The sequence below is a fragment of the Methanoregula sp. genome (genome assembly GCF_049686655.1).
Classification (GTDB): Archaea; Halobacteriota; Methanomicrobia; order Methanomicrobiales; family Methanospirillaceae; genus Methanoregula.
Map to the genome: position 1 here is coordinate 1 of NZ_JBAVIG010000031.1, position 25151 is coordinate 25151.

At 53.8% G+C, this 25151-nt stretch carries 25 protein-coding genes; 13 read left to right on the top strand and 12 right to left on the bottom strand.

All coding sequences use genetic code 11. The annotated features are described in order from the left end of the window. Both WBL42_RS03905 and hisD read right to left on the bottom strand, forming a co-directional pair. Positions 1-256 (bottom strand): hypothetical protein (locus tag WBL42_RS03905; RefSeq protein ID WP_424719955.1); only part of this gene is annotated, 256 nt, incomplete at its 3' end. Positions 257-570: 314 nt separating this feature from the next. Further along, positions 571-1815, bottom strand: a complete 1245-nt coding sequence (gene hisD, locus WBL42_RS03910) for a histidinol dehydrogenase (protein ID WP_424719956.1) — start codon at positions 1813-1815, stop codon at positions 571-573. A gap of 407 nt (positions 1816-2222) precedes the next feature. Between hisD and WBL42_RS03915 the strand changes: the two genes are divergently transcribed. Next, a complete protein-coding gene (locus tag WBL42_RS03915; RefSeq protein ID WP_424719957.1) occupies positions 2223-3320 on the top strand; it encodes a hypothetical protein in 1098 nt (365 codons plus the stop codon). Between the two features lie 44 nt (positions 3321-3364). Here WBL42_RS03915 and WBL42_RS03920 read toward each other — a convergent pair whose 3' ends face one another. The 3 genes from WBL42_RS03920 to modA are packed head-to-tail and all read right to left on the bottom strand — an operon-like array spanning position 3365 to position 5902. Beyond that, positions 3365-4063: a sulfate/molybdate ABC transporter ATP-binding protein gene (locus WBL42_RS03920; RefSeq protein ID WP_424719958.1), complete on the bottom strand. Its 699-nt coding sequence runs from the start codon at positions 4061-4063 to the stop codon at positions 3365-3367. After that, positions 4056-4877 (bottom strand): ABC transporter permease, encoded by an 822-nt coding sequence (locus tag WBL42_RS03925; RefSeq protein WP_424719959.1) that lies wholly within the window; start codon positions 4875-4877, stop codon positions 4056-4058. The genes WBL42_RS03920 and WBL42_RS03925 overlap by 8 nt, the downstream gene beginning before the upstream one ends. 56 nt (positions 4878-4933) lie before the next feature. Beyond that, complete coding sequence (modA, locus tag WBL42_RS03930) at positions 4934-5902, bottom strand: molybdate ABC transporter substrate-binding protein (protein WP_424719960.1); 969 nt, start codon at positions 5900-5902, stop codon at positions 4934-4936. Positions 5903-6473: 571 nt separating this feature from the next. Here modA and WBL42_RS03935 point away from each other — a divergent pair. Then, positions 6474-8276: a hypothetical protein gene (locus WBL42_RS03935; protein WP_424719961.1), complete on the top strand. Its 1803-nt coding sequence runs from the start codon at positions 6474-6476 to the stop codon at positions 8274-8276. A gap of 165 nt (positions 8277-8441) precedes the next feature. After that, complete coding sequence (locus tag WBL42_RS03940; RefSeq protein ID WP_424719962.1) at positions 8442-9341, top strand: 4Fe-4S binding protein; 900 nt, start codon at positions 8442-8444, stop codon at positions 9339-9341. A 96-nt stretch (positions 9342-9437) separates the two neighbouring features. Here the strand turns inward: WBL42_RS03940 and glp are convergent, their stop codons facing one another. Together glp and WBL42_RS03950 are read right to left on the bottom strand one after the other, a co-directional pair. Next, positions 9438-10646: a gephyrin-like molybdotransferase Glp gene (glp, locus tag WBL42_RS03945; protein WP_424719963.1), complete on the bottom strand. Its 1209-nt coding sequence runs from the start codon at positions 10644-10646 to the stop codon at positions 9438-9440. Next, the gene (locus WBL42_RS03950) at positions 10643-10819 is read right to left on the bottom strand and encodes a hypothetical protein (RefSeq protein WP_424719964.1); all 177 of its coding nucleotides are present in this window, start codon (positions 10817-10819) and stop codon (positions 10643-10645) included. The genes glp and WBL42_RS03950 overlap by 4 nt, the downstream gene beginning before the upstream one ends. A gap of 122 nt (positions 10820-10941) precedes the next feature. Between WBL42_RS03950 and WBL42_RS03955 the strand changes: the two genes are divergently transcribed. Together WBL42_RS03955 and WBL42_RS03960 are read left to right on the top strand one after the other, a co-directional pair. Next, positions 10942-11199: a sulfurtransferase TusA family protein gene (locus tag WBL42_RS03955; RefSeq protein WP_424719965.1), complete on the top strand. Its 258-nt coding sequence runs from the start codon at positions 10942-10944 to the stop codon at positions 11197-11199. 23 nt (positions 11200-11222) lie between these two features. Continuing rightward, complete coding sequence (locus WBL42_RS03960) at positions 11223-12467, top strand: DsrE family protein (protein WP_424719966.1); 1245 nt, start codon at positions 11223-11225, stop codon at positions 12465-12467. 166 nt (positions 12468-12633) lie between these two features. On the opposite strand, the gene WBL42_RS03965 is transcribed toward WBL42_RS03960, so the two are convergent. Then, positions 12634-13533: a hypothetical protein gene (locus WBL42_RS03965; protein WP_424719967.1), complete on the bottom strand. Its 900-nt coding sequence runs from the start codon at positions 13531-13533 to the stop codon at positions 12634-12636. A 122-nt stretch (positions 13534-13655) separates the two neighbouring features. Between WBL42_RS03965 and WBL42_RS03970 the strand changes: the two genes are divergently transcribed. Further along, positions 13656-13865: a TOBE domain-containing protein gene (locus tag WBL42_RS03970; RefSeq protein ID WP_424719968.1), complete on the top strand. Its 210-nt coding sequence runs from the start codon at positions 13656-13658 to the stop codon at positions 13863-13865. A 571-nt stretch (positions 13866-14436) separates the two neighbouring features. Here WBL42_RS03970 and WBL42_RS03975 read toward each other — a convergent pair. Continuing rightward, complete coding sequence (locus tag WBL42_RS03975) at positions 14437-14724, bottom strand: hypothetical protein (RefSeq protein WP_424719969.1); 288 nt, start codon at positions 14722-14724, stop codon at positions 14437-14439. 198 nt (positions 14725-14922) lie between these two features. On the opposite strand from WBL42_RS03975, the gene WBL42_RS03980 reads away from it, so the two are divergent. From WBL42_RS03980 to WBL42_RS03995, 4 genes are all read left to right on the top strand, one after another. Further along, positions 14923-16572 carry a PEGA domain-containing protein gene (locus tag WBL42_RS03980; protein WP_424719970.1) on the top strand — a complete coding sequence of 550 codons (1650 nt, stop codon included), beginning with the start codon at positions 14923-14925 and terminating at the stop codon, positions 16570-16572. A 53-nt stretch (positions 16573-16625) separates the two neighbouring features. Beyond that, positions 16626-17447, top strand: a complete 822-nt coding sequence (locus WBL42_RS03985; RefSeq protein WP_424719971.1) for a hypothetical protein — start codon at positions 16626-16628, stop codon at positions 17445-17447. Between the two features lie 260 nt (positions 17448-17707). Beyond that, positions 17708-19651, top strand: a complete 1944-nt coding sequence (locus tag WBL42_RS03990; protein ID WP_424719972.1) for a type II/IV secretion system ATPase subunit — start codon at positions 17708-17710, stop codon at positions 19649-19651. A 2-nt stretch (positions 19652-19653) separates the two neighbouring features. Then, entirely contained in the window at positions 19654-21504 is a 1851-nt protein-coding gene (locus tag WBL42_RS03995; protein ID WP_424719973.1) for a type II secretion system F family protein, read from the top strand. Positions 21505-21662: 158 nt separating this feature from the next. Here WBL42_RS03995 and WBL42_RS04000 read toward each other — a convergent pair whose 3' ends face one another. Together WBL42_RS04000 and WBL42_RS04005 are read right to left on the bottom strand one after the other, a co-directional pair. Continuing rightward, positions 21663-22166, bottom strand: coding sequence for a type IV pilin N-terminal domain-containing protein (locus tag WBL42_RS04000; protein WP_424719974.1), 504 nt, complete (start codon positions 22164-22166; stop codon positions 21663-21665). Next, positions 22163-22840: a type IV pilin N-terminal domain-containing protein gene (locus WBL42_RS04005; protein WP_424719975.1), complete on the bottom strand. Its 678-nt coding sequence runs from the start codon at positions 22838-22840 to the stop codon at positions 22163-22165. The genes WBL42_RS04000 and WBL42_RS04005 overlap by 4 nt, the downstream gene beginning before the upstream one ends. Before the next feature lie 204 nt (positions 22841-23044). On the opposite strand from WBL42_RS04005, the gene WBL42_RS04010 reads away from it, so the two are divergent. The 3 genes from WBL42_RS04010 to WBL42_RS04020 are packed head-to-tail and all read left to right on the top strand — an operon-like array spanning position 23045 to position 24599. After that, positions 23045-23278, top strand: coding sequence for a hypothetical protein (locus WBL42_RS04010; RefSeq protein WP_424719976.1), 234 nt, complete (start codon positions 23045-23047; stop codon positions 23276-23278). Then, positions 23275-23691 carry a type IV pilin N-terminal domain-containing protein gene (locus WBL42_RS04015; protein WP_424719977.1) on the top strand — a complete coding sequence of 139 codons (417 nt, stop codon included), beginning with the start codon at positions 23275-23277 and terminating at the stop codon, positions 23689-23691. Before WBL42_RS04010 ends, WBL42_RS04015 begins: the two co-directional genes overlap by 4 nt. Further along, a complete protein-coding gene (locus WBL42_RS04020; protein WP_424719978.1) occupies positions 23688-24599 on the top strand; it encodes a hypothetical protein in 912 nt (303 codons plus the stop codon). The genes WBL42_RS04015 and WBL42_RS04020 overlap by 4 nt, the downstream gene beginning before the upstream one ends. A 177-nt stretch (positions 24600-24776) precedes the next feature. Here WBL42_RS04020 and WBL42_RS04025 read toward each other — a convergent pair. After that, on the bottom strand, positions 24777-25151 hold a 375-nt coding region (locus WBL42_RS04025; protein WP_424719979.1), incomplete at its 5' end, for a DUF5658 family protein.

Sequence of the window (25151 nt, forward strand, 5' to 3'; positions counted from 1 at the left end):
CCAGTACTTCACTAATTTCAGAATGGATCAATAACGCCAAATTTTCCTGCCACCCCAATCCGGATTCTGGTTCATAATGGCCTCCGGGTGCCCGATCGGGTACCAGACGATACAAAGTCCGACCAAAAAAACACCCCTTACAGAACACCGCTAAAGGGAAAATATAACGCCCCGCAATTTGACCGGTTTTTGAGTTTTCGCCACAAATCGCGGGGTAATTTCCGTGTGGACAACATGGTTCTATTTTTGTGTTCACCACCGGACCCTGATGGGAAAATACGCCCGTTTCGGCCCCGGATTGAGGGACGAAACCGTATGTATGAGGGCAGGGTGGTTTTGTCTCATAAATGATGGGATAATTTAGAGAAGTACTGGGGTCAAATGGCAGGTAATACAATAGTCATCGCAACCGGGGGATGCCATAGCGGCGGGGGCAAAGCCCAAAAGAGTGTCAGCGATTATGAGGTTTTCTACCGAAGCAAAAAATTTGGAAACTCTGAAAAGTTTTAGCTTAAATTAATTATAAACCGCAATTCTAAAAAAAATGAAAAACCGGGGAAACTGCCAACCCTACCCCTGCCTTCTTACCTTCACCGACTGCGAGTGTGCAAACAGCCCCTCCGCCTCCGCAATCGTCTCGACAATATCCCCGATCGCCTCAAGCCCGTCCCGGTCGATGATCTCCACGGACGCAGTCTTGCAGAAGTGCTGGACATCCAGACCGGAATACATCTTCGAATATCCTGCGGTCGGAAGAACATGGTTGGTACCGACGGCATAATCCCCGCATGCGACCGCCGAGTATTTCCCGACAAAGATCGCACCCGCATTCCGGACCCGGGTCACCACGGATAACGGGTCGGCGACCTGGATGGAGAGGTGTTCGGGAGCCACTACATCGGATGCCGCGATCGCCTCTTCGATACTTGCGACTACCTTGTATCCCGAGTTTTTCAGCGACTCCGTGATGATCTCCCTACGGGGAGCCACGGCCAGCATCTTCTCGATCTCCTTCCCGACCTTTGCCGGAAGGGAGGGGTCAGTGGTGATCAGGATGCAGGCCGCGTTCGGGTCGTGTTCCGACTGCGCGAGGATATCGGCCGCAACAATTGCCGGGCTCGCGGTCGCGTCGGCAATGATCCCGATCTCGCTCGGGCCGGCCGGGAAATCGATCTCAACTTTTTCCCGGAGCATCATCTTTGCAAGCGTGACATAGACGTTTCCCGGCCCGACGATCTTCTGTACGGGTTTTATGGATTCGGTCCCGAGCGCCATGGCAGCGACTGCCTGGGCCCCGCCGGCGCTGTAAATCTCGGTGATCCCCGCGATATCGAGGGCAACGAGCGTCAGGGGTTTTATCGGCGGGGGAGAGCAGGCACAGATCTCCTTTACACCTGCAACCTTCGCCGGCACGGCACACATCAGGGCAGATGAGGGGTACGCGGCCCTGCCGCCGGGCACGTAGATACCCACGCGGTTGAGGGCGGTGGTTTTGATTCCCAGTACAACACCGGGCTCCATCTCTTCCAGCCAGAGGTCCCGGGGGCGCTGGCGTTCGTGGAAGCGTTCGATCCGGGCATGGGCCTCGATCAGGCTCTCGATAACCTGCGTATCGACGTCATCGTAGGCCGCCTCCCGTTCTTCTTCGGAAACTGCAATGTCTTCGAGTTCGCAGTATTTTTTTGCAAGGTCCCGGAGTGCACCATCCCCCTCGTTCTGTACCCTCCCTATGATCCCGGTGACGGTACTGCGTGCATCCTCAAGGCTGGTAGTCCGGGCCCTGAGCCATGCATCGATCTCTACGGCCTTCCACATAGTGCGAATATCTTCGGCAGGAAAGGTTGTTAAGGTTTCGCCCGATTGAATCGTAACGCCGGTACGTTTTTTAAAATCCGGAAAACTCCGTCAGAACTGCGAAACGGGATCACTAACTAGCATCTGCCCCGCGTATCGCAACCATCAGGCACGACAGCACCGGTTTTTTACTTCGTGCACAGGATCCACGGTCCGATCTTCATTTTGTGGTCCCTTTAGTTATCGTTCCCAAAAAATCTGCCTCACTACAATCTGCCTCCCTGCCCGGCCGCGACCAGGGGAAGAAACCGTCCAAGTGTCGTGGGCTGTTCGGAAAAAACGGCTCCGTATTCCCCCGGCATGGGCCGGAATCCAGCATAAAGGCATATTGCCCAAAAGAGCGCACATGAGAACAAAGAGATGGTAGAATGGGAAGTCCCTATCTGAACAACAACGAATCCATCATTCTGTCAACCCATAATGTGGTGATCAACACCATACCGGCTGAGGCGATCCTCACCAACCAGCGCCTCATCCTTGTTGACGCGAGGCATACCCGGCTACGGCCCCAGGACATACCCTTTGCAGCAATCGAGACTGTGACCATCGGTGACAATTCCGCGATGGACCCCGTCCTGTCTGTTTCCGTTGTAGCGAACGATGAGATCAGGCACCCGCTGGGGATTACCTTCACCCAGCTTCCCAGAACCCGGCGAATCGGGGAGCGGGACGAGTGGGCGGTTAAACTCAAGGAGTTCAGCAACACCGCACATCACGGGCACGGTGTCCAGCCGGCCGATCTCCTGCCCCCCTGGGTCCCCGGTACACTTCCTCAGGAGGCAGAGGATGCACCGGAAATAGAACCCGCTGACGGGAAATTCCGGAATCCCCCCCTCATGCCACGGAAACCGAAGACACCGGCACCGGGAAACAGGAAGATGCTGGTTGCCGGCAGTATCCTCGTTATTATCATCGCAGTTGTTCTGGCCTGGTATATCCTCGCCCCTTCGTTTCCCGGGAACGGGAGCGCGCCGTCAGTGCCCGAAGTAACACCCACGGCCACACTGCCCCCATCTGCGCCCACGATTGTGCAGACCGGATCACAGACACCGATCCCTACCCTGGCGCCGGTATCTTCCCCGGCAGCCACTCCCTCTGTTGCTGCAGTTCCCACAACGGTGGCGCAGAGCGCTGTTCCCCGGACCGGTATCTGGGTGCGGATCACGTACGCTGGTTCCTTTACCGGATCCGTAGGTGCAGCGGGACGCATGAATGCAGTCACCGGTTCAGGTGACCAGCTCTACCAGATCCCGGTCCAGAACGAGATCGTCGAGGCGGCAGTCCAGAAACTCGATGGATCCGGAAATCCCCTGACGGTTACCTTCTATAATAACGGCGTAGCGGCGAATAGCGGAACAACCACGTCCCCCAACGGATCGCTGGATATACACGCAGACCTGAGATCAACAGTACCGGTCGCTACGGCCGGAAACATTACCCCCGGAAACCAGGCATCAGGCGCCTGAAACGAGCGTGATTTTTTTCAAGTCACGCTTTACTTTTTTTACATTCACACGCACTGGCAGGCTAGGCATTCTTCCGGCATCTCCCCGGGAAGACCTTCCCATTCTTTCCTTCCCGAACAGAGGACAAACGCCCGGTCGCCGATGTCGGAGCTGTCGGTGCGCCGGTGCGTGACCACAATGCAGGGAATCTGCATCTCGTTAACGAATTTCCTGATCAGGTCCTTTATACTGCGCGTACTTTCTGTATCGAGCGAGGTAAACGGCTCATCCAGCATCAGCAGGGAGGGCTGGATCGCCAGTGCCCGGGCAAGGGCGACCCGCTGTTTCTGGCCTCCGGAGAGGTTCCTGGCTTTCACCATGGCAAGGTCTCCGAGATGTATTGCACCGAGCAATTCATCGACCCGTGTCCTGATCTCCTGCGGGTCCGTCCCCCGGGCCCGGAGACCAAATCCGATGTTGTCCCGCACCGTGAGATGGGGAAAAACGGCCGCATTCTGGAATACGTACCCGATCCTCCGGTTTTCGATTGGCATGTCCGTTCCCCGGGCCGGTTCGCAGAGCGTAGTGCCATTGAGCCGGATACAGCCCGTATCCGGGTGGAGGAGCCCTGCGATGATATTGAGGGTGGTGGATTTGCCGGAACCGTTGGAGCCCATCAGCACGAGGATCTCCCCGGGGCTGACCGCAAACGCGATATCAAGCCTGAAGTCCCGCAGGTTCCGGGCTATGGCAACGTCAAGCATGCCCTGCCTCCCGGTACGCAAGAAGCTTTACTGCGATCATAATGATGAACGAGATGATGACGAGCAGGATCGAGATCGTCAGCCCGATGGTAAGGTTGCTTTCAATTCCCACATAGACGGCAAGGGGCATCGTCTGGGTAACGCCGGGCAGGTTCCCGGCAAACATGATCGTGGCACCAAACTCGCCGAGCGCCCGGCCAAAGGTCATGACTGCACCGGAGACGAGACCTCCCGCGGTCAGGGGCAGCGTTATGGTGAGGAATGTCCGTACCGGCGACGCCCCGAGAGTCCGGGCGGTATATTCGTACGTCTGGTCAAACTGCTCGAAGAGGGATTTTGCCTGCCGCAGGTAGAACGGGGATGCAACAAAGATCTGCGCCATGATGACAGCAAGCGTGGTGAACGCGATCGAAATCCCCAGCATGTTGAAATAGTGCCCGAGAAAACCGGCCCTCCCATAAAGGACGAGCAGGGCGACTCCTGCAACGGCCGGGGGGAGAACCAGCGGGAGATCGATGAGGGTATCTACGAGGATCTTCCCCGGGTAGGTGCAGCGCGTATGGACGTAGGCAAACGGGGTGCCGACAAGGATCACGATCGCAAGGGACAGTGTCGAGGTTACAAAACTCAGCCAGAGGGCACTCATGACCTGCGGGTCTGAAAGGGACGAGAGGAAGATATCCGGTGTTGTTCGGAAGAATAACGCGGCAATGGGAAGGGCCAGGTAGAGAGTTACCGCAAGAACCAGAAGACCGGCTCCCAGGTACGTAACAGACCGCCGGATTCTTTCAGGAGACAGGGCATCGGGGATCATGCGTGCGGACAGGCCGGAACGGGCTATTCATTGTGTGCCCGCGGCCTTAAAAAGGGTTATGAGGTGGAAGAGAGGGGCCGGAAGCCGAAATTCAGGAGGTCCTGCTGCCCGGCGGGTGAGAGCATGAATGTCTCGAAGTCTCCCGCTGCACTCCGGCTCGTGGACGCGTTCAGGACACCGATGGTGTACGTCTGGAGATAATTATCCTTCTTCGGGATGGTGATTGCAAGGTAAGTGTTCCTGGGTGCTGCCGTGTAGGTCGATTCATACACGAAACCTGCGTCCACTTCCCCGAGCGAGACCTTCGTTGCAACGGCAGGTTCAGAGAGTTCGCGCGTCACTACGTTGTTGTACACAGAATTATTCCAGTCCTGGCTGTAGGTGGAGTTGGCGAGGCTGGCAAGGACAGCGACGGTTGCCGTGCCGGCCGGGACGCTCCTGTCCTCTACCGCAATCTTGACACCGGGGTTTGCCAGGTCGGCAAGGGACGTAATATTGGCGGTGTTGGCGGCAGGCAGGATGACAATCAGGTAGTTGGAGGTAAGGGGCGTGACCGAACCGTTGACGAAGTACCCGCCAGTTGTGAGCTCCTTGGTGTAGGAGTTACTGGCCGAGATGAAGACATCTGCATAGGCGCCGTTCTCCACCTGGGTCTTAAGGGCCTGGGTGCCGTCAAGGTTGAAGACTACATTTTCTCCCGGGTATGCCTTTGCGAAATCCGCGGCCAGCGTGGGAGAGACACCGGACAGCGAAGCCGCGGTGAACGCAACAACCGTTCCTGCAGAGGGTGTGAACGTTGGCTTCGGAGTTGCCGTGGCAGTCGCTGCAGCGGGTGACGCGGCGGGGGCTGCGGTAACTACTGGCTGCGGGGTTGCAACGGTTGCGGTTGCAGCCTGCGGGGAATTCGATGTGCACCCCGCCAGGAAGATCGTGGCGATGAGCAGGCAACTGACGATACCGGTGATTATGACGTTATTCATTTTTGAGGAGCGTTCCATGACCGAATCCTTCCTTTGTGCAACCATGAGTGTGCATTACGTAAAACAATTACCATTTATTTTCAAAATAAGGTAACAAATATCAGTAAATAATTTATTTTTGCTGGAAAAGTCCAGTATAGGGAGGATCCGCATTATTCCCCATTGTTAATTTTTTTAAATTAACATATTACAAATGTTAAACAAAAATATTATTATGGGAAACATCCTAACTGAATATTGTCCCTGTAGGAACACGCGCCGACAGGACACATGCACACAAAAACGGTATAACATCACATCCCCGTGATCAGCTGATCGGAATCGCCATAATGCACCAGAACTGCGATCATCCGTGCAGTAACCTCCATCACGGGAACACGATACGAAGTCCGTATCTTCTTCATGGTCAGGGAATTCCCCCGGGTGAGAAGGTCCCGGGGGGACAACTTTCCTCGTTTGAGGACTGGCAAAAAATGTCCCGGATCCTCATGTATCTTCAAGGTGCCTGTTTTTCCCTCCCTGTACCATGAAGCCTGCACCGGATATTCCGGACTCATTCTTGCAAAAGAACCTGCGTACACCTAAAAAGCATATCAGCCCGGACAGCAAAAATGAGATGAAGAGTCTCCAGGCTATGGGAAACAATTACCTGAACAGCGGCGAGTCGATCATCCTCACTACCCATAGCGTCAGCGTTGACGGAGGCCTGTACGATATCCTGCTGACCAACGAACGCATCGTCTTTGTCGACAACAGGTATACCCGCTTCGAACCCCTCACCCTCCCGTTCACCCAGATTATATCCGTAAAAGGAGGCAGGGTCCCTACGGGCGAGCCTGTGATCACGCTCGTCCTCACTGAAACCGGGGTACTCGCGGATTCGCGGGACCAGCACCTCATCTTCACCCAGCAGCCGGGAGAAGAGCGGCGGCATGAACGGGACCAGTGGGTAAAGCGGCTCATCGAACTGGTCATATCGGCACGCCAGCATGCGGTCAGGGAGGAAACCGCTCCCCACGAAACGGAGCCGGGAGTAAAACCGTCTGTCCGTCGCTGGCTGGCCCCGGACCATATCCAGCCGAGAACCGCGCCGGAGAAGGAGCCGGCGCGTGCAAAAACAATCGTTGAACCGGATGTGATGGAGTTACCGGAATTTCTCTTTGAAGAAATGGCGTCGCCCGGGGGCGAACTGACCGCCCGGGAGATCACGGACGAGGTCGCTGCGTCACAAGAACCGGAAGGAAGACGCAATGACGACACTGCCCCTCCCGTGCCGGTACCCGGCCCGATCCCTCTTGAGCAAAAGGATGCCCCATCACCGGTTGCGGAGGCTGTGGTGTCGCCGGAACGCGTTAAAAAAGGACTATCAGCCTACACCGGTGAACCGGAGTATTCCGGGGACATCCTGGCCGATATGGGAACCAGACCCGCAGAGGTACCCGGCAAGACATCCATTACCGGAGACAAAAGTACGGCCCATGTGGAACCTTTCTCCCGCACAGTCCTTGCAGCGATCACTGCCATACGCTCTGCAAATGACAATACGGTACCCGCCGTGCCACCAGGCTACCCGTCTGCGGACGAGCCGGGATATCAGCGTGTGGCTCCTCCGGTTCCTGCTTTTGCGGAAGTTCCCGGCAAATCCCGTAACACACCCCCGGCAGCCGTTCACACGGAGACCGGACCGATGCACGGGGCGGAAATCACCGGGGAGGATACTGGCCGGCTCAGGACCGGCGAAGTGAACCCGCCCGCAGATTACGATCCGGAAGATGCTGCAATGCCCGGAGCGGGGACGGTCCCAGCGGATAAACCTCGTGTGCCCCACGCATCCGGAATGATGGCAGGCAAAACACCCGGGCCCGGATTGCACCCTTCATTTGAAATGCTGCCGGGAAAAAGAGCGCTGTCGATCGCATCGCTTGCAGTGCTGGGAATACTGATCCTGGCTGCCGGAGTGGTTTTATTCTCCCACTTCCTGTCGGAAACCCAGGCGGGGAGCAGCAGCGGGCCCATCATTACTCCGGTAATAACTGTTCCCCTCACCGTTGTCCCGGCCCTGGGAAATACTTCCACGGAAGGCGTCAGGGTCCGGGTGGTAAGTCCGGGCACATACACCGGCACTATCGGAAATCCGGGTTTCCTTCACCAGGTTTCGGGTTCGGGTGACCAGTGGTACACGGTGCTGAAAAACGATGATCTCGTTTCTGCAACTATCCGGAAACAGGATGATTCCGGATCTGCCCTGACGGTCGGGATCTACAACAACGGTACGCTGCTCACAAGCCGGACCGTTACCGCCCCGAGGGGTGAGATTATGCTCCTGATCGATCCAAAAACCGGCAGCCCGCCTGGCATCATACCGGTAACAATCGCCCCGGCCAATGCAACCGGTGCCACCACCCTTACCTATATTTGAGGGAAGACTGAAAAAGCCAGGGGAAAGGCTGGTATAACCCCGGCCACTGCAGGGTATTTCCGGGGTTCTTATGGTCCTGTCAGTAACCCCCGGCCCCGGGGAAAACTGCTGTAACCTCATACACAATCCTCATCATTAATTACCCCCTGTTCTCATTACTGCTAGATGCAGAAAGATATCGACATCCATATGAAGGGGGGCGTCATCACCGAGCGGAATGCCGGGTTCTCAACGGTCCGTATCCGGGCGCCTGCCGGTATCCTTACCATAGAGCAGCTGCGGGGCATTGCAAAGATTGCAAAGAAATATGGTACGGGGACTGTACACTGTACGACCCGCCAGACGATCGAGATCCCGCATGTCAATCCTGCCCTGATCAGGAAACTCGCCAAAGAACTGGTGAAGAACGGTACTCCTGTAGGTTCTGAGAAAGACGAGATCGTCAATATCATCTCCTGCCCGGGTTCCGAACGCTGCAAATTTGCCAATATCGATACGATCAGTCTCGCAAAGAAGATCGACGCGAAGATGTTCGGGAAAGAGATGCCGGTCAAGATGCGTATAGCTCTTTCAGGTTGCCCGAATGCCTGTACGAGCCCGATGCTCAACGAGATCGGGATCATCGGCCGGGTTCGCCCGCTCCGCAGGGAGGGTATGTGTACCGGCTGCGGTGGGTGCGTCTATTATTGCAAGGAGAATGCCATACGGATCAGGAATGGTATCTCGGAACTTAACGAAGAGAAATGCGTAGAATGCGGCATGTGCGTCACATCCTGTTCGTTCGATATCCTCACTGCTGAACCCCGGCACTACCTGATCACGGTCGGCGGTCGCCGGGGTCGCCACCCGAAGATCGGCCGCGAGCTGCTGACCGTGCAGACCGAAGACCAGGTCCTCTTCGTGATTGACAGGATCGTGGACTGGGTCTTCCGCCGGGCCTGGAGCGGGAGACTGCTCTCGGAGCAGCTGGACGAACTCCATTTTGAAAAGTTCCGGGCGGAGATCATAAAGCAAGTACCGGAAGCGCATGCTGTGAAGCCGGGTCATGCGCCGGGAACCGCATAATCCTCTTTCACTTTTATATACTCCGGGAAAATCGCGAACGTATGAATCCCGGGGTTTCTTCCCCGGCCTGCTCTTCCTTCCGGGAACAGCAGTCTTCTACCAGAGAATTACTTCCACGCTCACTCCTTTCTCAAGCCCTTCGCAGACTGAGGGGATGCGGACGAGCCCGTCGCTTTTGATGAGGGTATGCAGCAGGCCCGACTTGCCAAAGACCGGGAATGCAACGCCATTCTCAAGCCGGACCCGGATATACTCCTGCCGTCCTTTCTGCGACGGGATGCTCTCGCCGAGAACCGCCGCCGTGGTCCGGAACATGGGCTTATGGAGACCAAGTATCCGGTCGAGCAGGGGACAGACAATCGCGATGAGCACTACAAAGGCCGCGGCGGGATGGCCGGGAAGACCGAAGACCGGTTTCTTCCCGATCCTCCCGATGATGGTCGGCTTCCCGGGCGCGATCGCGATCCCATGGACCAGCACCTCACCTGTGCCGGCAATGACGGCGGCCGTCATGTCCCGGTCATCCTTGGAACTCCCCCCGGAGAGGAGGAGCACGTCGCATTCCGGCAGTGCGCGGGCGATCGCAGCCTCGAACGACTCCTGCTCGTCCCGCACGATCCCGTAAATCCGGGGGATGCAGCCGTATTGCTGAAGATACGCAGCGAGCATCGACGCGTTTGCGTCCCTGACCTGACCTGCCCCGGGCCGGGAGGAGACCGGCACGAGCTCGTTCCCGGTCGAGATGATCCCGACCACCGGCTTCTGTGATACCGGCACGGATACACAGCCGCAGGCTGCAAGGACGCCGGCATCCTGCGGGGTGAGCAGGCGCCCTGCTGAAAGGACGGTCTCTCCCTGCCGGAAGTCGTCGTCCCGGAGGAGCATGTTCTCGCCCGGGGAGACCGGGCGCCGTACGAGGACCGTGTCCCCCGCCTCTTCAGTGTTCTCGACCATCACGACAGCATCCGCACCCTGCGGGAGCACGCCCCCGGTCGGGGTATACACGCACTTCCCGTGCGTCACCATATGCCCGGGGTCCGGGCTGCCCATTGTCACCCGGCCGGTACAATGCAGGATTGCGGGGACAGCATCGCCTGCCCCGATCGTATCAGCCGCCAGCACCGCGTATCCGTCTACGATCGACCGGTCGAATCCTGGAATATCGGCGTCCGCAACAATATCAGCGGCCAGCACACGGCCTGCTGACTGCTCAACCGGCACGTTCCCTGTCTTTTTTTTGGGAGCGATCTTCTCCGCAGCAGCGATTGCTTCCCTTACCGGAATGACACTGAGGAACCGGCTCATTTGAAGCAGCCCAGCTGGCAGCCCCGGATCTTGATCCGGTTATTGTTGCAGTACTCGCCGATGGCGCCCCGGGAGACCAACGCTTTCTCCGCTGCAGCGAATGCCTGGTCGCAGCTGATCATTTCTGTAATGCCTGCTTCCTGCAATGCCTTTTTGATCTTCTCATCGCTCATGGTAATCCGGTTTGGTGTACTTCCTTATGGGGTTTACTTCTTGTGATACGGGAAGGCCCATACAGATGGGGAAATTGTAGAGGATCCGGGAGATGGAAATATATAGCCGGGACAGGAGACTGATGAATAACCACAGGCGGCAGGGAAATCCGATGGGACAGAAAAAACTGGATATTACCGGGAACATAAGCCCGTACTGCCTGTCCGTAGTAGCAAAAGAAGCAAAGGCTTTAAAGCCATCCGATGAATTACTCATTACCTGCGACAATTTCCCCGCCGCAACGACCTCCATCCCCCGGATTGCACAGGATGAAGACCTGGCAATAGAAGTACAGAAATATCCAAAAGAGTGCTGGGAGATCCGGATGAGAAGAGAATAACAGTACATTACGGGCCGTCAATCATGACCACGCACTTTTTCCTCCTGAGTGGCCCCCTTCCTACTGAACGGCTGTCGTGGATTGAAGAGTGCCTCAAGTTCTACTTTGTGCAGCTCTATCCCGGGACGCTGGTGCACCGGGGAAAGACCGAGAGCCCGGTCTTTTCATTCCTCGTCACGGGAGAGGCCTTGTACAGCCTCGAGGATCCCGAGGCCCTGCAGGTCTGGGAAGTGATCCTCTCCCTCAGCTCGATCCGGATCACCTGCGACCGCCAGGAACTCGACCTCCGCGGGATCTCTACCGAACGCCTCCGGATGAAATTCCCCGACCAGGTGATCGATCACAACGGCCTTGCCGCAAACGGACGCCCCTCGTTCTGGAAAGACGTGGCCTCCACGATCCGGGAGAGGTCCCCGCTGCCCGAGGGGGCAGGCTGGTTCCAGGCAAGTTCACCCTATATGCACCGGTCTGCCTGGTACGCGGTCGAATTCCTCTCTGCCGTCCTGGCTACGAACGTGCCGGTGGAACTGTACACCTACCTCGATGGTATCCACATGGGCCATGCCGGCCAGAACCCGACCGAGGCAGAGAACATCGGCCGCGGCCTCGGGGAGATCGCGGACCGTGCGGCAAAGCTCAACCTCCCGTGCCAGATGCTGGCCTGCAACCGTTGCGCCACGGCACGGGGTTACAGCACCTGGGATGACGGAGAGGGAGTTGTGATCTCTACCTGCACGATAAAACCCTTCAGGATCCGGGACCTGAACGTGATGGTGGAACGGTTCGGAAACAGCCATGTTATCCTTGCAGAGAATTCTGCATCGATCCAGTTCCCGAAGCGGGGGGCTGCCCCCGCCTTTGACCGGGCGGAGAAGACCGGCAGCGCTCCGCCGGTCACGATCCTCGTCACAAAACGCCCGTACAGCACGGAGCACTCGTTCGGGGCGATCGCTTTTGCCGTGGCCTCGGCCCACCAGGGGATTCTCACCCGGGTTGTCTTCCTCGAGGACGGTGTGTATGCCCTTACCGGGAACCACCGGTCACCGGAGGATACGGCACTCTTCAATATCCAGGAGCTGATCAATGCAGTGGCCGGCAGCGAGAACCTCCACTTTTTCGTCCTGATGCCGTCGCTGCAGAAACGGGGAATCGCAAAGAACAGGAGCCTGAACGCGGTCCTCGATATCGGTTACCCGGGCCTCGGGAAGATCCTCTTTTACCCGCCGGCGAATGTGCATGCCGAGCACCAGCGGGTGCTGGTGTTTTAGGACCAATCGCGCCACTGGCCCCGGGTTGATGCTGTGGGTTGTGCTGCCTGAATTTCCGGATTTTTGCGAAAAGTATGCCGGGCGTGCTTATTGTTAATGTCCCGGTCACGATGCGATGGCCCTGGGTGAGACCCCGCCAGATCTTACTTTGTCCGGGAATGTTCCTTTACAACCGGGATATCACTGTTTTCTCTCCCTTGAAATATGCGATCTCTTCCAGGTACACCATGAAGAGATACCCGGCAAGGACGCCTATCACGATGCCGGCCAGGTGCAGGGAGATGCTCACGGTCCGCGTAGAGTTGGCCAGCCGCTCCGGGAAGAGGTTCCAGATGAAGTACCCGAAGATGACCACGATCGTAATCGTGAGGAGCCGGGATGACCAGGGGAATTCCTGCATGACGCGGTATAAATCCGTAAACTGGTGCCGGTAAGCAAAGACAGCCAGCACCAGCATGATAATGACGGCGGCCAGGCTGGTGAGGAACGGGGAGCTCCTCCCGGTATGGTAGAGGAGCATGTACCGGGCTATGATCCCTGCGGACAGGGCGAGGATACCGGCCAGCACAACGCCGTAATAGCCGCGCATCTGCCTCCCGGATGCCTGCTCCAGGTACATCAGCCAGAAGAGGAGAAGCAGCCCGGCGAGCGCCGAATCGATCCCCGAGAGGCCTGCATAATAGCTCGTTGTCGCATTGAATAGGGCGAAGACAGCACCGAATATGAGGAAGACGACCACGATCACCTTGGTCAGCACGAGGTACAGCCGTTTCCGGTTTACGATAGTGGCCAGCACGAGGCCGTAGATGGCGATCAGCAGGTATGCGGTCACGTTCCCGAGAAAATGATCGAAGTTCAGGTGGACAAACGACGAAGTGAAGAGCTGGTAGACATGGAAGTCCTGCAGGTTGACCTGCAGGCTGGAGCGGAATGATGGGTATACGGAGACGTAATACTCGACGAGGATCGTGATGGCCGGGATAATGAGAACGATTGCAAGATAGAAGGAAAAGAGCCTGATGTCGATAGTTGATCGGAAGTCCCTGTACTTTTCAATAAGGCTCATGGTGCACGCCGGTCTTATCCTGATCCATACATCGGTTCCGTTGGGATAAAAGGAGAAGGGTATGGTATGGTACGAAGATATGCTTTAATAGGAACCCCCCAGACATAGAGCTGGTGAAAACCATGAAGATCAGTGCACGCAACCAGATACCCGGCACCGTGAAGACGATAAAGAAGGGGCCGGTAAGCACCGAAGTCGTGATCGCCATTGCCGGGGGCAACGAGATTGTCTCCTCTATCACCACCCATTCTGCAGAATCTTTGAAACTGCACGAGGGATCGAAGGTCTACGCGATTGTCAAGGCCTCCGAAGTGATGGTAGGGGTAGATTAACTCCACACACTCTTTTGAATTTATATATTGTTAACCGGCGGAAATTTAAAAAATATTAGTCACGTCCATGAATTGTTACTTTTCATATCAAAACTTCTTAAATGATTCAATCTACACGCATAGCCGGTATCTCCGCTGACATTCTCTAGATATATTGTATTCTATATTTTTAGATATTCATAAATAGTCAAGTTACAAACATAAATTTGATATTTATGGCATCGATGAAGTGTTTCCTGGATACACTCCGTTGTGGCATACTTGTATCATTCCTGATTGTGACTGGCTGTACTTCGGCAAATTACGCAAGTTACGCGGGTACTTATAATGCTGCCAATGACCCTGGCCACACAACTCTTCAACTGAATCCCAACGGCACCGCTATAGGTTCGAGTGATTGGTCACCCTCCGTTATGGACATCTACACGGTTCAGAATAAAAACATCACGATCTGTGCTAAAGATACGGTTCAGTGCGCTTCAGGCCATATTAATGACGATGGATCTATCGTCATTGGCAATTCAAGGTTCCAGAAAAATTGATTTTTAAAAAATTCTCTTAATGCTTGTTATCAGTCGAACCGTGTCGACAGCAGGGCGTCGAGATAGTCCCCGGGATACGCCCCGTTCTCCGGGGCAAACCATGCCTCGATGACCGGCTCGCCAACGATGCAGTGGAGTTCGAGAAGTCCGTATTTGTGGATGATATTCACCGGGCCGTGGGCCGTTTCCCGTACATAGAGTTCCTCATTTCCCAGAAAAGCCGCAATATCCTCTTTTGTCACGGAGCGTGAGAGGCGGTACTCGCGCCGCACCCAGCCGGGGAAAGGGGGAGCCGGGTCAGGGAAAGGGGATGACATAATATAATTCTGTATCTGGTAGCTTCAGGTTATTATTCCCAGCTGGCCGGTATATCTGGTAGTTATCATCCTTGAATCCGCCATGAATATTCCGGATCTTTTCTATTGTAAGTAAATAATTTTTGTTAAACAAATTGTTGATGTAAAACACATTTGTGATCTGTATAAATAGTATTTTTACCAAACATAATCCTGCCTATGCAGAACCATTATTATTTCATAGTGGCAGGTTTTTTCATTGCCCTCATGGTATTCCCGATAACACCGGTATCTGCTGCAGATATATCGTGTTCACTTTCTGTTGCATCGATCCCGCAGGGTGGAGATGTACTCATTAACGGCAGCAATTACGGTACTATTCCTGTCACGGATGTACCCGTAGCCTGCGGGCTCCAGACGATCGGCGTACAGATGGATGGATATGCAAATTATACATCGACGATCAGTATCGACGAGGGAACTCACCAGGATATTATTGCCAATCTTCAGCGGCTCCCCTACAGGGGCCAGGTGACTATTATATCAGATCCCCCGGGAGGGAATCTGTTTGTGGATGGCGATTCACGGGGATTGACGCCAATTACTGTTGACAACCTGTTACCGGGCCGCCATGAAATCCTGATACAAAAGACGGGATATGAAGATTATCACGATGTCCTTTCTGCTGCCACGGATATCACAACCGAATACACAGAATATTTGGTCCCGTTACCGGGATCTGGTTTCCTGAGTGTTACCTCATCACCGGATGGGGCGGATGTGAGTATAGATGGCAGTGATGCCGGCAAAACGCCTACAAGCCTTCAGCGGATCAGTGCCGGAAACCATACTGTCGGGATATATAAAGCCGGCTACTGGAATTTTACAGGAATCGTGAATATCCCGGGAGGGGCAGCCGTACTGGCCAATGCCGACCTTACCGCGATTCCCACGTCATCCACTCTGTACCTCGATTCTTTACCACAGGGACTGGGAATTTACCTGAACGATACATTCAAAGGATCCACTCCTGCCACCCTTGACGCAGTCCCTTCGGGAGATTACCTGCTGGAATTCCGTGGTGGGAATGGATCGTCAGTGAATCAGTCGTTCAGGTTCATGCCGGGAGAAACGCACGAGATCTTTGCTGATCTTGATAATATGACCGGCGGATCAGTCACCGATAATGAATGGCAGTACCAGAACGGGAGCAGTATGATGAACCAGCCCGGCTGGATAAGTGTAAACACAACGCCGGTTATTGAGAAAAACTACACGTGGATTGCTAACGGGCACGAAGCAACTGTAACTCTCGATATTCCCAAGGATCTCTACGATTATTACAAAAACCAGCCACATCCCACAACTATCAGTCCAGATACGTTCGCCAATTATGCAATCAATGCGAAGGACCGGCAGTTCCTCCATAACCTGGTGGATAAACTCGAGGACTCAAGTGATTTTAAAAGTTACGGTGCCCGCAGGGATTACCGGAACGTGGCGGCGTTTGTCCAGAATATTGTGTATCAACTGCATACCGATCCTGTGACGAATCAGGTAACAACAGCGCAAAATGATTATTGGAAATATCCCGTGGAGACGCTTGCCGACGGGAACGGGGATTGTGCGGATACAGCCATCCTTACTGCTGCACTTCTCAAAGAGATGGGGTATGATGTTGTCATCGTTATTTTTCCCGGGAACCCTGGACACGCGGGAACAGCTGTTGCCTGTGACAACTGTAATGGCTATTACTACTCGCTCAACGGAAATCGGTACTATTACCTCGAAACCACAGGTACCGGCTTTTCTTTAGGTACACTTGAGGAAAAATATCAGACCACCGAGGCCCAAATCATCCCGTTCTGAACACGATAAAGTCACGGTGTCACAAAAACGCTAACGAGATGGAGAACAGCCCGATGATACGAAACAGAATGGTCGTACACTTCAATTTGCTCTGTACGATGATATTGATCCTCCTTGTCGCTACGACATTTTCCAGTGGCTGCATCAGGATGCTACAGAAAAGCACAGACTCTGCAGGGGCGGGAAATAGTTCTGCCCTTCCTGAAGTAACCCCCGGTTCCCTGCAACAGGCACCTGTCGTGGAAATGACTCCTGCGAAATCCGAAGTTGTAACAGAGGTAGCACCGTTTCTCACGCCGGATCCCTATCCAATCATTCATGGTACAAGAATTAACGCTACCCCTTTAGACAGCCCACTTGATCGTAACTCGGAGTTTGAGAAAACCTATACCCTGGGGGGCAACGCGTTTGGTCTCCTGGTGAATGTTGCTGAAGGTCCCCTGTATATTGTTTACGTAGTCACGCCGAAATATGACTGTATGAAAAGCCCGGATTCCTGCCGGGGGAATCTGGCAGCATCAGTTAACCGCCCCTACATGACGATCACCGTGCGGGACAACCAGACACAGGAGATTGTGGCAGAAGACGGGTACGGTCGGAAGTATAGTTCGGATACCGGCGATTATCAGATTTCAATTACATCAACAGACCCTGTAACCGGTGTCACTACAACAAGCACAACTACTCCCGGCCCACGGTATATCGAGATCTATAAAGAAGGCGCATATCAGGTCACGATAGAAGGGAATTATCTTGATGTTGACGTGAAAATACTAACCGGAGCCTCGCCCTCCAAATTGGATATCGGCAACGGCGATTCATCAGCACCGAACTCACAGGCAGAGACCTCTTCGGGAAATCCGTGGAATCAGTAAATCAATTTTTTATATCTTTACTTGAATTACTGGTATTTCTTTCATAATCGAGAATTTTTTAATTGCTCATGCATTATAAATCAATAAAAAAACCTTGATTTCATATTAAAATTAACAAAAGTTTGTTAACAATTTGCATAGATTTTTTTAATACCGGGATACAATACAGTATTGAATTATTAACGATCGGCGTAACCGTGGTTTTGTAAAATGCCCGAATAATGCCGGTAGATATTCAGGATATCGAAGAGGAGGGCAGCATGGTTCAGGATTTTCCGGTTATGCTATCATGTGCATTTACCCTCATTGGACTCAGCGGTCTTTTCACGACATTGAAAAAAAGTATCCGTATCTCAAAAGACCCGCTCCCGCCCGGCGCCGATCCCTCCCCTCCCTCCACCCCTCCCAAAAATGAATTACCGGCACTGGACATGACAACTGCCCGTGCGGCCGGTGAATACATCCTTGCAATTTTTGTGGAAGCTTCGTGGGAAGGGATCCTCTCCCTTGCAGCGGTTGTCGTGATAGCCCTGGTGTCAGGCTTCATCGTCATGGTTGTCGATCTCTCTCTCCCGGCCATGATCGGCCTCAGCCTCGTGTCTCTTGCAGCAGCCGGCCTGTCAGTAAAGACCATAAGCAGGAGGCAGGCCATTGGATCCTGGCTCCCCCCGGGTGTACTCGGGAAAAAAGGCGATCCGGTTCCCGTCCCGGACCAGATACCCGCGTGCACCGGCGTACAGGTATCCGCACAATCCCGGCAGGCAGCGACCGACCTTCCGGAAGAGGCGTCCCTTGCAACCCTGGAGCGGTACTGGGTGGTCGAACCCTATTCCTTTGTGAAGATCGAGCGGGTCAGGAACGAGGGGTTCACGTACATAGTGATCGAGCCCCCCATCTCCCAGAAAGAGAAGACGATCCTGATGGAGACCTATGCGCACCTCCGGGATATCATCATCTATGACAATACGGAGAAGGGCCGGGACGAACGTATCGATCCGGTCGCAGTGGCCCGGATCATCCGGCAGTTCGATCCCGATATAACCGACGAACGGGTTGCAATCCTTAATTATTACATCAAACGGGATCTCTCCGGCTATGGTCCCCTCGAAGTCCTCATGCGGGACCCGGCCCTTGAGGATCTCAGCTGCAATGGCCACGATCTCCCGGTATTTATCTTCCACCGGACCTATGGCAGCCTGCCGACAAGCATCTATTTTACCGAGAGCGAACTGAACCAGTTTGTCCTCAAGCTCGCACAGAAAGCCAATAAGCAGATGTCGCTCTCCAACCCGATGGTCGATGCTACCCTGCCTGACGGCGCCCGCATCCAGATCACCTACAGCGAAGTGGTTTCAACGAAAGGCAGCTCGTTCACTATCCGAAAATTCCGTGCAGAGCCCATGACACCACTCGATCTCATCCGGTTCGGCACGTACGATGCACAGACCCTCGCGTTCCTCTGGCTTGCCATCGAACACCGCAAAAGCCTGCTGGTTGTCGGGGGTACTGCCAGCGGCAAGACCTCCATGATGAACGCGGTATCGCTCTTCATTCCGCAGAATGCCAAGGTAGTGTCCCTTGAGGATACCCGTGAGATCCAGCTGCCGCACAGGAACTGGCTCCCCACCCAGACCCGGGAACTTAATGCGGAAGGAATCAAAGGCGACATCGATCTCTTCTCCCTCCTGAAAGCCTGCATGCGGCAGCGCCCGGAATATATCATTGTCGGCGAGGTCCGTGGCGTGGAAGCGCAGACCCTCTTCCAGGCCATGAACTCCGGCCACGCTACCCTCTCGACCATCCATGCCGGGAGCGTGTACGAAGCGATCAACCGCCTGACTCACGACCCGATTAACGTCCCGCCGGTTATGTTCCAGGCACTTGACCTCGTGGTGGTCCAGTCCATCTACACGCTCGGGAAGACGCGGATCCGCCGATGCCTCTCCATCCACGAGATTGAAGTCACGAAGAGCGGGGAGATTAACCCCATCCTCCTGTTCGAATGGGATATCCAGCACGACACGTTCAAGCGGGTTTTCCAGAAGTCCAGGGTTCTCGAGGAGATCGCATTCCACTGTGGCTGGGATGCAGAAGAACTGGAACGCCAGATAAAAAAGCGTGAGGAGTTCTTCCGCTGGGCTCTTGACGTGGAACCACCAACCCTCATGGACCTTGCAAATGCCATCAATGATATGGGTGACTGATAGTGTTCCTGCCGCCAGCACTGAGACGGGCCGAGAAGAAGCTGACCGATTTTGAACTGATGATCCACGGCAGCAACCTGCGTACGGTGCTCCGGTCGGCCCATATGCCCATCACTGCAGAGGAGTACCTACGGACAGTCCGGGTCAATCTCGCCGGTACGCTCGTTATGTTCTTCACCATTTGGGCATTTTTCCTGTTCAGCGGATTCGAACTGGATATTTTCGGTCTCGAGACCTCCGGTACCCTTCTCTGGATCCTGTTATTCGTGCTGATCGTGCCCGGGCAGTACGTGATGCAGATGTATTACCCGCAGATCGTGGCACAGGGCAGGAAGAGCCGGATTGACCTGGACATGCCCTATGCGATCTCCTATATGCAGGCCCTCTCCACGACCATGCCCCCGTACGAGATCATCCGCAAAGTGTACGAAGAGCATGACATGTTCGGCGAGATCTCAAAGGAGTTCGGTATGATCGTGAGGGACGTCGAACTCTTTGGTGACGACCTTGATACGGCAATGAAGAACCTGCAGCGCACTACCCCTTCCACCAATCTCCGCGACTTCCTCAATGACCTCGCTATCGTCTTCGACAGCGGCGGGAGCGTGACCATGTACCTTGGGGCTAAGACCGAATACTACCGTGACCAGGCAAAGCAGGAACTCGAGCTGGTCCTGAAAACCATCGAGATCATGGCCGAAGTTTACGTGACGGCATTTGTTGCCGGGCCGATTGCCCTCATCATCATGATCGTTGCGCAGGGCATGACAAACTCCACGGGAATGGCATGGATCCTCCCGATGATGTACATCTGTATCCCGGCAGGTGCGATCGTTCTCATCTGGATCCTCTCCATGATGCTTCCTCCGGAAAACATGGAGATCTCCCGGAAGGAGACCATAGAACATGATTTTGGGTCCAATCTGCCAGGATCCAGGGAGAAATCTCTTTCGGAAGCGGACCCGAAGAATAAAGAGTTCTATAAGAGGATCGAAGCGAACAAGAGGCGGAATTATTATATTGGCCTGTTGCGTCACCCGTTCAGGACCTATATCCGGAGTTATTATTACGGCATCGGTGCAGGAATGCTCTTTGCCGGGATCGTTGCCATAGTCTGGCTCAACGGGGGATTCGATCCCATCATCCAGCATGATATTCCGGAAGCCGTTCTCTGCATGATGATCATCGCATTCATGGCACCGGTTGCCCTCTCTTATGAAGGCCGGCGCTGGTACGTGCAGAACATCGAATCCCACCTGCCGGATTTCCTCAGGGAACTATCGGATATGAAAGACATCGGTATTACCCTGCACGAGGCAATCCACCGGATCTCCGGTGCAAAACTGGGGGTGCTGAGCTCCGAGCTCTCGGTTGCCTCCCGGGATATCGAGTCTGGCGCTTATGTTAATTCCGCGCTGGTAAAGATGGAGGAACGCATCGGTCTCGTCTCCGTGAAACGTGCGATTTCGCTGCTCGTGCGGGCCAGCGAGATCACCACAAACCTCCGGCAGATCTTCATCATTGCAATTACAGATTTCGAATATTATCTCAAACTGAAACGGGAGCGATCGAACACCACGATCGTTTACGTGATGATCATCTACCTCTCGTTTGGCATCTACCTGTATACAGCATACCAGCTGAATGTGCCATTCCTTGCGGCGTTCAAAGGAATGAATGTCAGTCTCGATACTGCCGGTAACCTTACCGAAATGTTCAACATCGGTATAATCCTTGCAACCTTCTCCGGGATCATGGCCGGGCAGTTCAGCTCGAACAGCATCCTTGCCGGTTTCAAACACAGTATCGTGCTGCTTGTAGCTACGGTCATCCTATTCGTGGGTTTGATGTGATAGCACCCGGAAATATTTAATGTCACATGAAGGCGGAGCGTGAGCGTTATAATAACGGATATCCTTTTTTAAAAGACACTGGAATCCACAACGAATCAGGAAATATACAATGAGGACTGGACTTTTAACAACTGATCTCTTGCCTTGATCACTGATTTTCAGAGATAGAATTCACCCGTTGAGATGGTATTGCCCGTCTCCTTGTCCACAACAAGCCAGGTAATTTTTGTATTGTTCGTAAGAACCATGCTCCCGAACTGCATTCCTGTGCCATCCGGGATAGCATTGCCTCCGATAAAAAAGGTATCCCCGGCTTTGATTGTTGTATCAGAACTCCCCCCGCTGTTCCCTGCTTCGGAAAAAGTTACATTTCTGCCCCCGGCATTAACCGAATTGAGGGTAGTCTGGTTATCACCGGAACGTAAAACCACATTAATGGAGTTAAGCATAAACGGATCACCGCCGTTGTGATCAAAATAGATCCGGCTATTGTCCAAGTCAGTAGTTACCCGGATCGAGCTCTGCGGACTTTTTTGAGCACCGCCGGAAAATCCACCGGCATACGTGCTCACGATCGCTGCAATCATAACAGTCACCGCAAGCATCAGCATGACACCGACAACCGGTGAAACTGCATCCCCGGTATTCCTGCCCGTCCTCACTCGACCACCACATCTTTGTCAAAGATGACCTGCCCGGTTGGGATATGGACTATCCTGACGGTTATAATGGCACCTGCCTGGTAGCCACTGCCCCCAGCGGTAGTATCAAAATTGAGGATATAATTCAGGCCGGGATTGATGTGGGACTCGGATGGAACCGGCGGAACCGAGCTGCAGAACTGGGCCGGAGTCACGAGGACGTCACCGGGCATCAGGACTGCCGATGCATTGCCAAACCAGCTCTCATACCCGGTACCCGAACTCTGGAGGGGGGGGCCGAACCGGTCCTGATCATTGATGAACAGGACTCCGCTGTACGTATTTGAATTAAAATTACTGCCTGTCCAGCTGTCGTTTCCCGGAACGGCTTTCTCCCCAATCAGGTAACCTTTGATCATCTGTCCCGACGCGTTCGTGAAATACGTGGTGATACTCAGGTCCTTTGTCTGCAGGGGGCTCCCGCTGATATGCCCGATTGTCATCGACGGTGCAGAGAAACTGCCATACGACCGGTTTTCGTAGAAATGGACATCAAGAATTGCAGAAGGGGCTTTATCCCTTGTACCGGAAAAGCCGCCGGCCGCTGCACTGACGATGGCGGCAATAATCACCGTCACCGAGAGCATCAGCATGACACCAACTACGGGGGAGACCCCCTCTTCAGTCTTTCCCATTCAGGCACATCCTTGTGGTACGTGCGATATAATCCACGGAGGATATCATTTAGCATTGCGTACATTCAGAATTTTGTAAAGATTTCTTTGAAAGGAAAATTTATTTAATAAGTATGGTTAACAATACATATAAATTTAACATTTTGGATTACCAATCGTATAACAGAAAAACATTTTTTATTACCTGATACTGGATTTGCGAGAGTGCTTGTAATACCGGATTGTGAACCAGGAAAAACAATGTGCGGGAAAATGGCGATGGGAAATGTAATAGCTATCTGTGAAATGTTCCCCTTGATCAACCGGTATTTTCATGGAGTTTTCACGAACAGGTTCTTCCTGACCGTAATTTCTGTCCATACCGGACTTGTGGCTAATACAGACCTGATATCTGTTGCACAAAAAAACTCATTTACCTCTGCTGGAGGAGAGGCATGATCTGCAGAAATGATGCTGATTCCGGCGTCTCGGAAGTTGTCGGGGAGATGCTCATGGTTGCCCTTGTCATTGTATTAATCTCGGTATTCTCTGCTATTCTCTACAATTTCCTTCCGACAGACCGTGATCCGAGCATTAACGTGATGATGACCAATGACCAGCAGAACATAACCCTCTGGCACAAGGGAGGAGACTGGGTGAAGATACAAGATCTGACCGTCATAATCGGGAACGACACTAACCGTACATCATTTTCTTACAGGAACGGGAATCTTATCCTTACCCCGAATAAAACCGTATTCGATCTAGGGAGCAACATCACGGTACAAACGCGAACATTTTTTGAAGGGAATGAAACCGTTAAACTGGTCACGCCCCGCACAGTGATCTATACTGGGAAGGTCAGCCTGTGAGCGAGGATGGCGTAGCCCCGGTCGTTGCTGCGATGCTCATACTTGCCATAGGAGTAACGTTTTTTGCTGCATGGAATGCCTATTATGTCCCCTCCATGAAAGCACAGTCTGAGATTACCCATCTCAAAGATGTTGAGACCGGGTTCCTGCGGTTTTCATCGGATATCGGGACTGCCGCTTCCTTAAACCGGAACATGCAACTGTCAGAACCGATCCCGCTGGGTGGAGGGGACTTTACCTTTGATGCGGTAAAGTCCGGCGGATTGCTCACGATCCAGAATGATACATATGGATATATGCGTATTCGCATCATCAACGGAACTACTACGGCACCGGCAATTAACTTTCTCCATCTTCCCGATTATTCATACCAGCCGGTGAATAATTTCTGGCAGGACCAGGGGTATGTGTGGTCGTACGGCTATGTGAATGTCACGAAAGACACGCTTGCAACTCCCCTTCAGTCTACCGGCATGGACAACGTCGATTACGGCTTGACCGGGGCTTTGTTCGGTCTGGAAATGGTTCCCTGGCCGGAGGATCCCGCCCAATGTTCCCAGATAAATGTGTACAGCGTAAACATAACCCCGGCTGCAGGGCATACTGTCGCGAGCGGTAACGGGAACGGTTTGCTTGCGCTGAACAGTACGGTCGTGAGCCAGCAGTTTACCAATGTTACGAACCTGAATATCAGCATCAATCGTAATCTGCCGGATGGATTCCAGAGCGCCCTCTGGGACGCTGTTAACCAGAGCGCCAATGAAGCCCTGATCTGCGGAAATGTTCAGGTAATCCCCCCCGATCCCACAAACCCCAGCTCGAACCTGACGATCCAGATGGTGTTTGCACCGATCCCCAACATGACCCTGAACCGGAAAATAACGGAGATATCACTTGGGGCAGAGTGACAGGCCGTAACCGCCGGGTATTCCGTTTACACAGGCCCCGTGGATTTCATCGTGTACGCTCAAGGGCCGGGAAACAAGGTAGTGCAGAAGATTCGCATGATTGGTATCCTTACTCTCCTCAACCATTTTTATAATCCCTGAATGTTGGCAAAGGGCTCGAATCTTCTTTCAGTGATCTTACAGGGTAACCTGGGGTAATATGACGATCAGGTTGTTGACGTCCACGATGATATAGAGCAGGATAAGAACGCAATAAAAAAACACAGCTGATCCTCTTACCCTCTGTTCGGCTATGAGAGAGACCGGGAAGATTATGAAGAGGAGCAGGGTCTTGACACCGAGATGCAGGGCCGGGCTAGCCACGATTCCCGTCATAAAGGGATTCAACTCTGCGCCGCCCATCCAGAGAATGATCTGGGTCGTTACTACGTCGAGAAGGAACAATGTCCCAAGAATGAGCAGGAGTTTCACGATCCGGCCTAACGTCTCATGATCTATGGGACGATATCCCGGGAATGTGCACTGGACATTATACCCGGTTCTTCCTTCAGG

What these genes read in the sequence shown, in the direction of transcription:
- WBL42_RS03950 (WP_424719964.1), bottom strand. Translation starts at nt 10,819, where the DNA reads ATGAGCGATGAGAAGATCAAAAAGGCATTGCAGGAAGCAGGCATTACA.
- WBL42_RS03955 (WP_424719965.1), top strand. Translation starts at nt 10,942, where the DNA reads ATGAATAACCACAGGCGGCAGGGAAATCCGATGGGACAGAAAAAACTG.
- WBL42_RS03990 (WP_424719972.1), top strand. Translation starts at nt 17,708, where the DNA reads ATGGTTCAGGATTTTCCGGTTATGCTATCATGTGCATTTACCCTCATT.
- WBL42_RS03965 (WP_424719967.1), bottom strand. Translation starts at nt 13,533, where the DNA reads ATGAGCCTTATTGAAAAGTACAGGGACTTCCGATCAACTATCGACATC.
- WBL42_RS03970 (WP_424719968.1), top strand. Translation starts at nt 13,656, where the DNA reads ATGAAGATCAGTGCACGCAACCAGATACCCGGCACCGTGAAGACGATA.
- WBL42_RS03925 (WP_424719959.1), bottom strand. Translation starts at nt 4,877, where the DNA reads ATGATCCCCGATGCCCTGTCTCCTGAAAGAATCCGGCGGTCTGTTACG.
- WBL42_RS03935 (WP_424719961.1), top strand. Translation starts at nt 6,474, where the DNA reads ATGAAGAGTCTCCAGGCTATGGGAAACAATTACCTGAACAGCGGCGAG.
- WBL42_RS03915 (WP_424719957.1), top strand. Translation starts at nt 2,223, where the DNA reads ATGGGAAGTCCCTATCTGAACAACAACGAATCCATCATTCTGTCAACC.
- glp (WP_424719963.1), bottom strand. Translation starts at nt 10,646, where the DNA reads ATGAGCCGGTTCCTCAGTGTCATTCCGGTAAGGGAAGCAATCGCTGCT.
- WBL42_RS03960 (WP_424719966.1), top strand. Translation starts at nt 11,223, where the DNA reads ATGACCACGCACTTTTTCCTCCTGAGTGGCCCCCTTCCTACTGAACGG.
- WBL42_RS03920 (WP_424719958.1), bottom strand. Translation starts at nt 4,063, where the DNA reads ATGCTTGACGTTGCCATAGCCCGGAACCTGCGGGACTTCAGGCTTGAT.
- modA (WP_424719960.1), bottom strand. Translation starts at nt 5,902, where the DNA reads ATGGTTGCACAAAGGAAGGATTCGGTCATGGAACGCTCCTCAAAAATG.
- WBL42_RS03975 (WP_424719969.1), bottom strand. Translation starts at nt 14,724, where the DNA reads ATGTCATCCCCTTTCCCTGACCCGGCTCCCCCTTTCCCCGGCTGGGTG.
- WBL42_RS03985 (WP_424719971.1), top strand. Translation starts at nt 16,626, where the DNA reads ATGATACGAAACAGAATGGTCGTACACTTCAATTTGCTCTGTACGATG.
- WBL42_RS03980 (WP_424719970.1), top strand. Translation starts at nt 14,923, where the DNA reads ATGCAGAACCATTATTATTTCATAGTGGCAGGTTTTTTCATTGCCCTC.
- WBL42_RS04015 (WP_424719977.1), top strand. Translation starts at nt 23,275, where the DNA reads ATGATCTGCAGAAATGATGCTGATTCCGGCGTCTCGGAAGTTGTCGGG.
- hisD (WP_424719956.1), bottom strand. Translation starts at nt 1,815, where the DNA reads ATGTGGAAGGCCGTAGAGATCGATGCATGGCTCAGGGCCCGGACTACC.
- WBL42_RS04005 (WP_424719975.1), bottom strand. Translation starts at nt 22,840, where the DNA reads ATGGGAAAGACTGAAGAGGGGGTCTCCCCCGTAGTTGGTGTCATGCTG.
- WBL42_RS03940 (WP_424719962.1), top strand. Translation starts at nt 8,442, where the DNA reads ATGCAGAAAGATATCGACATCCATATGAAGGGGGGCGTCATCACCGAG.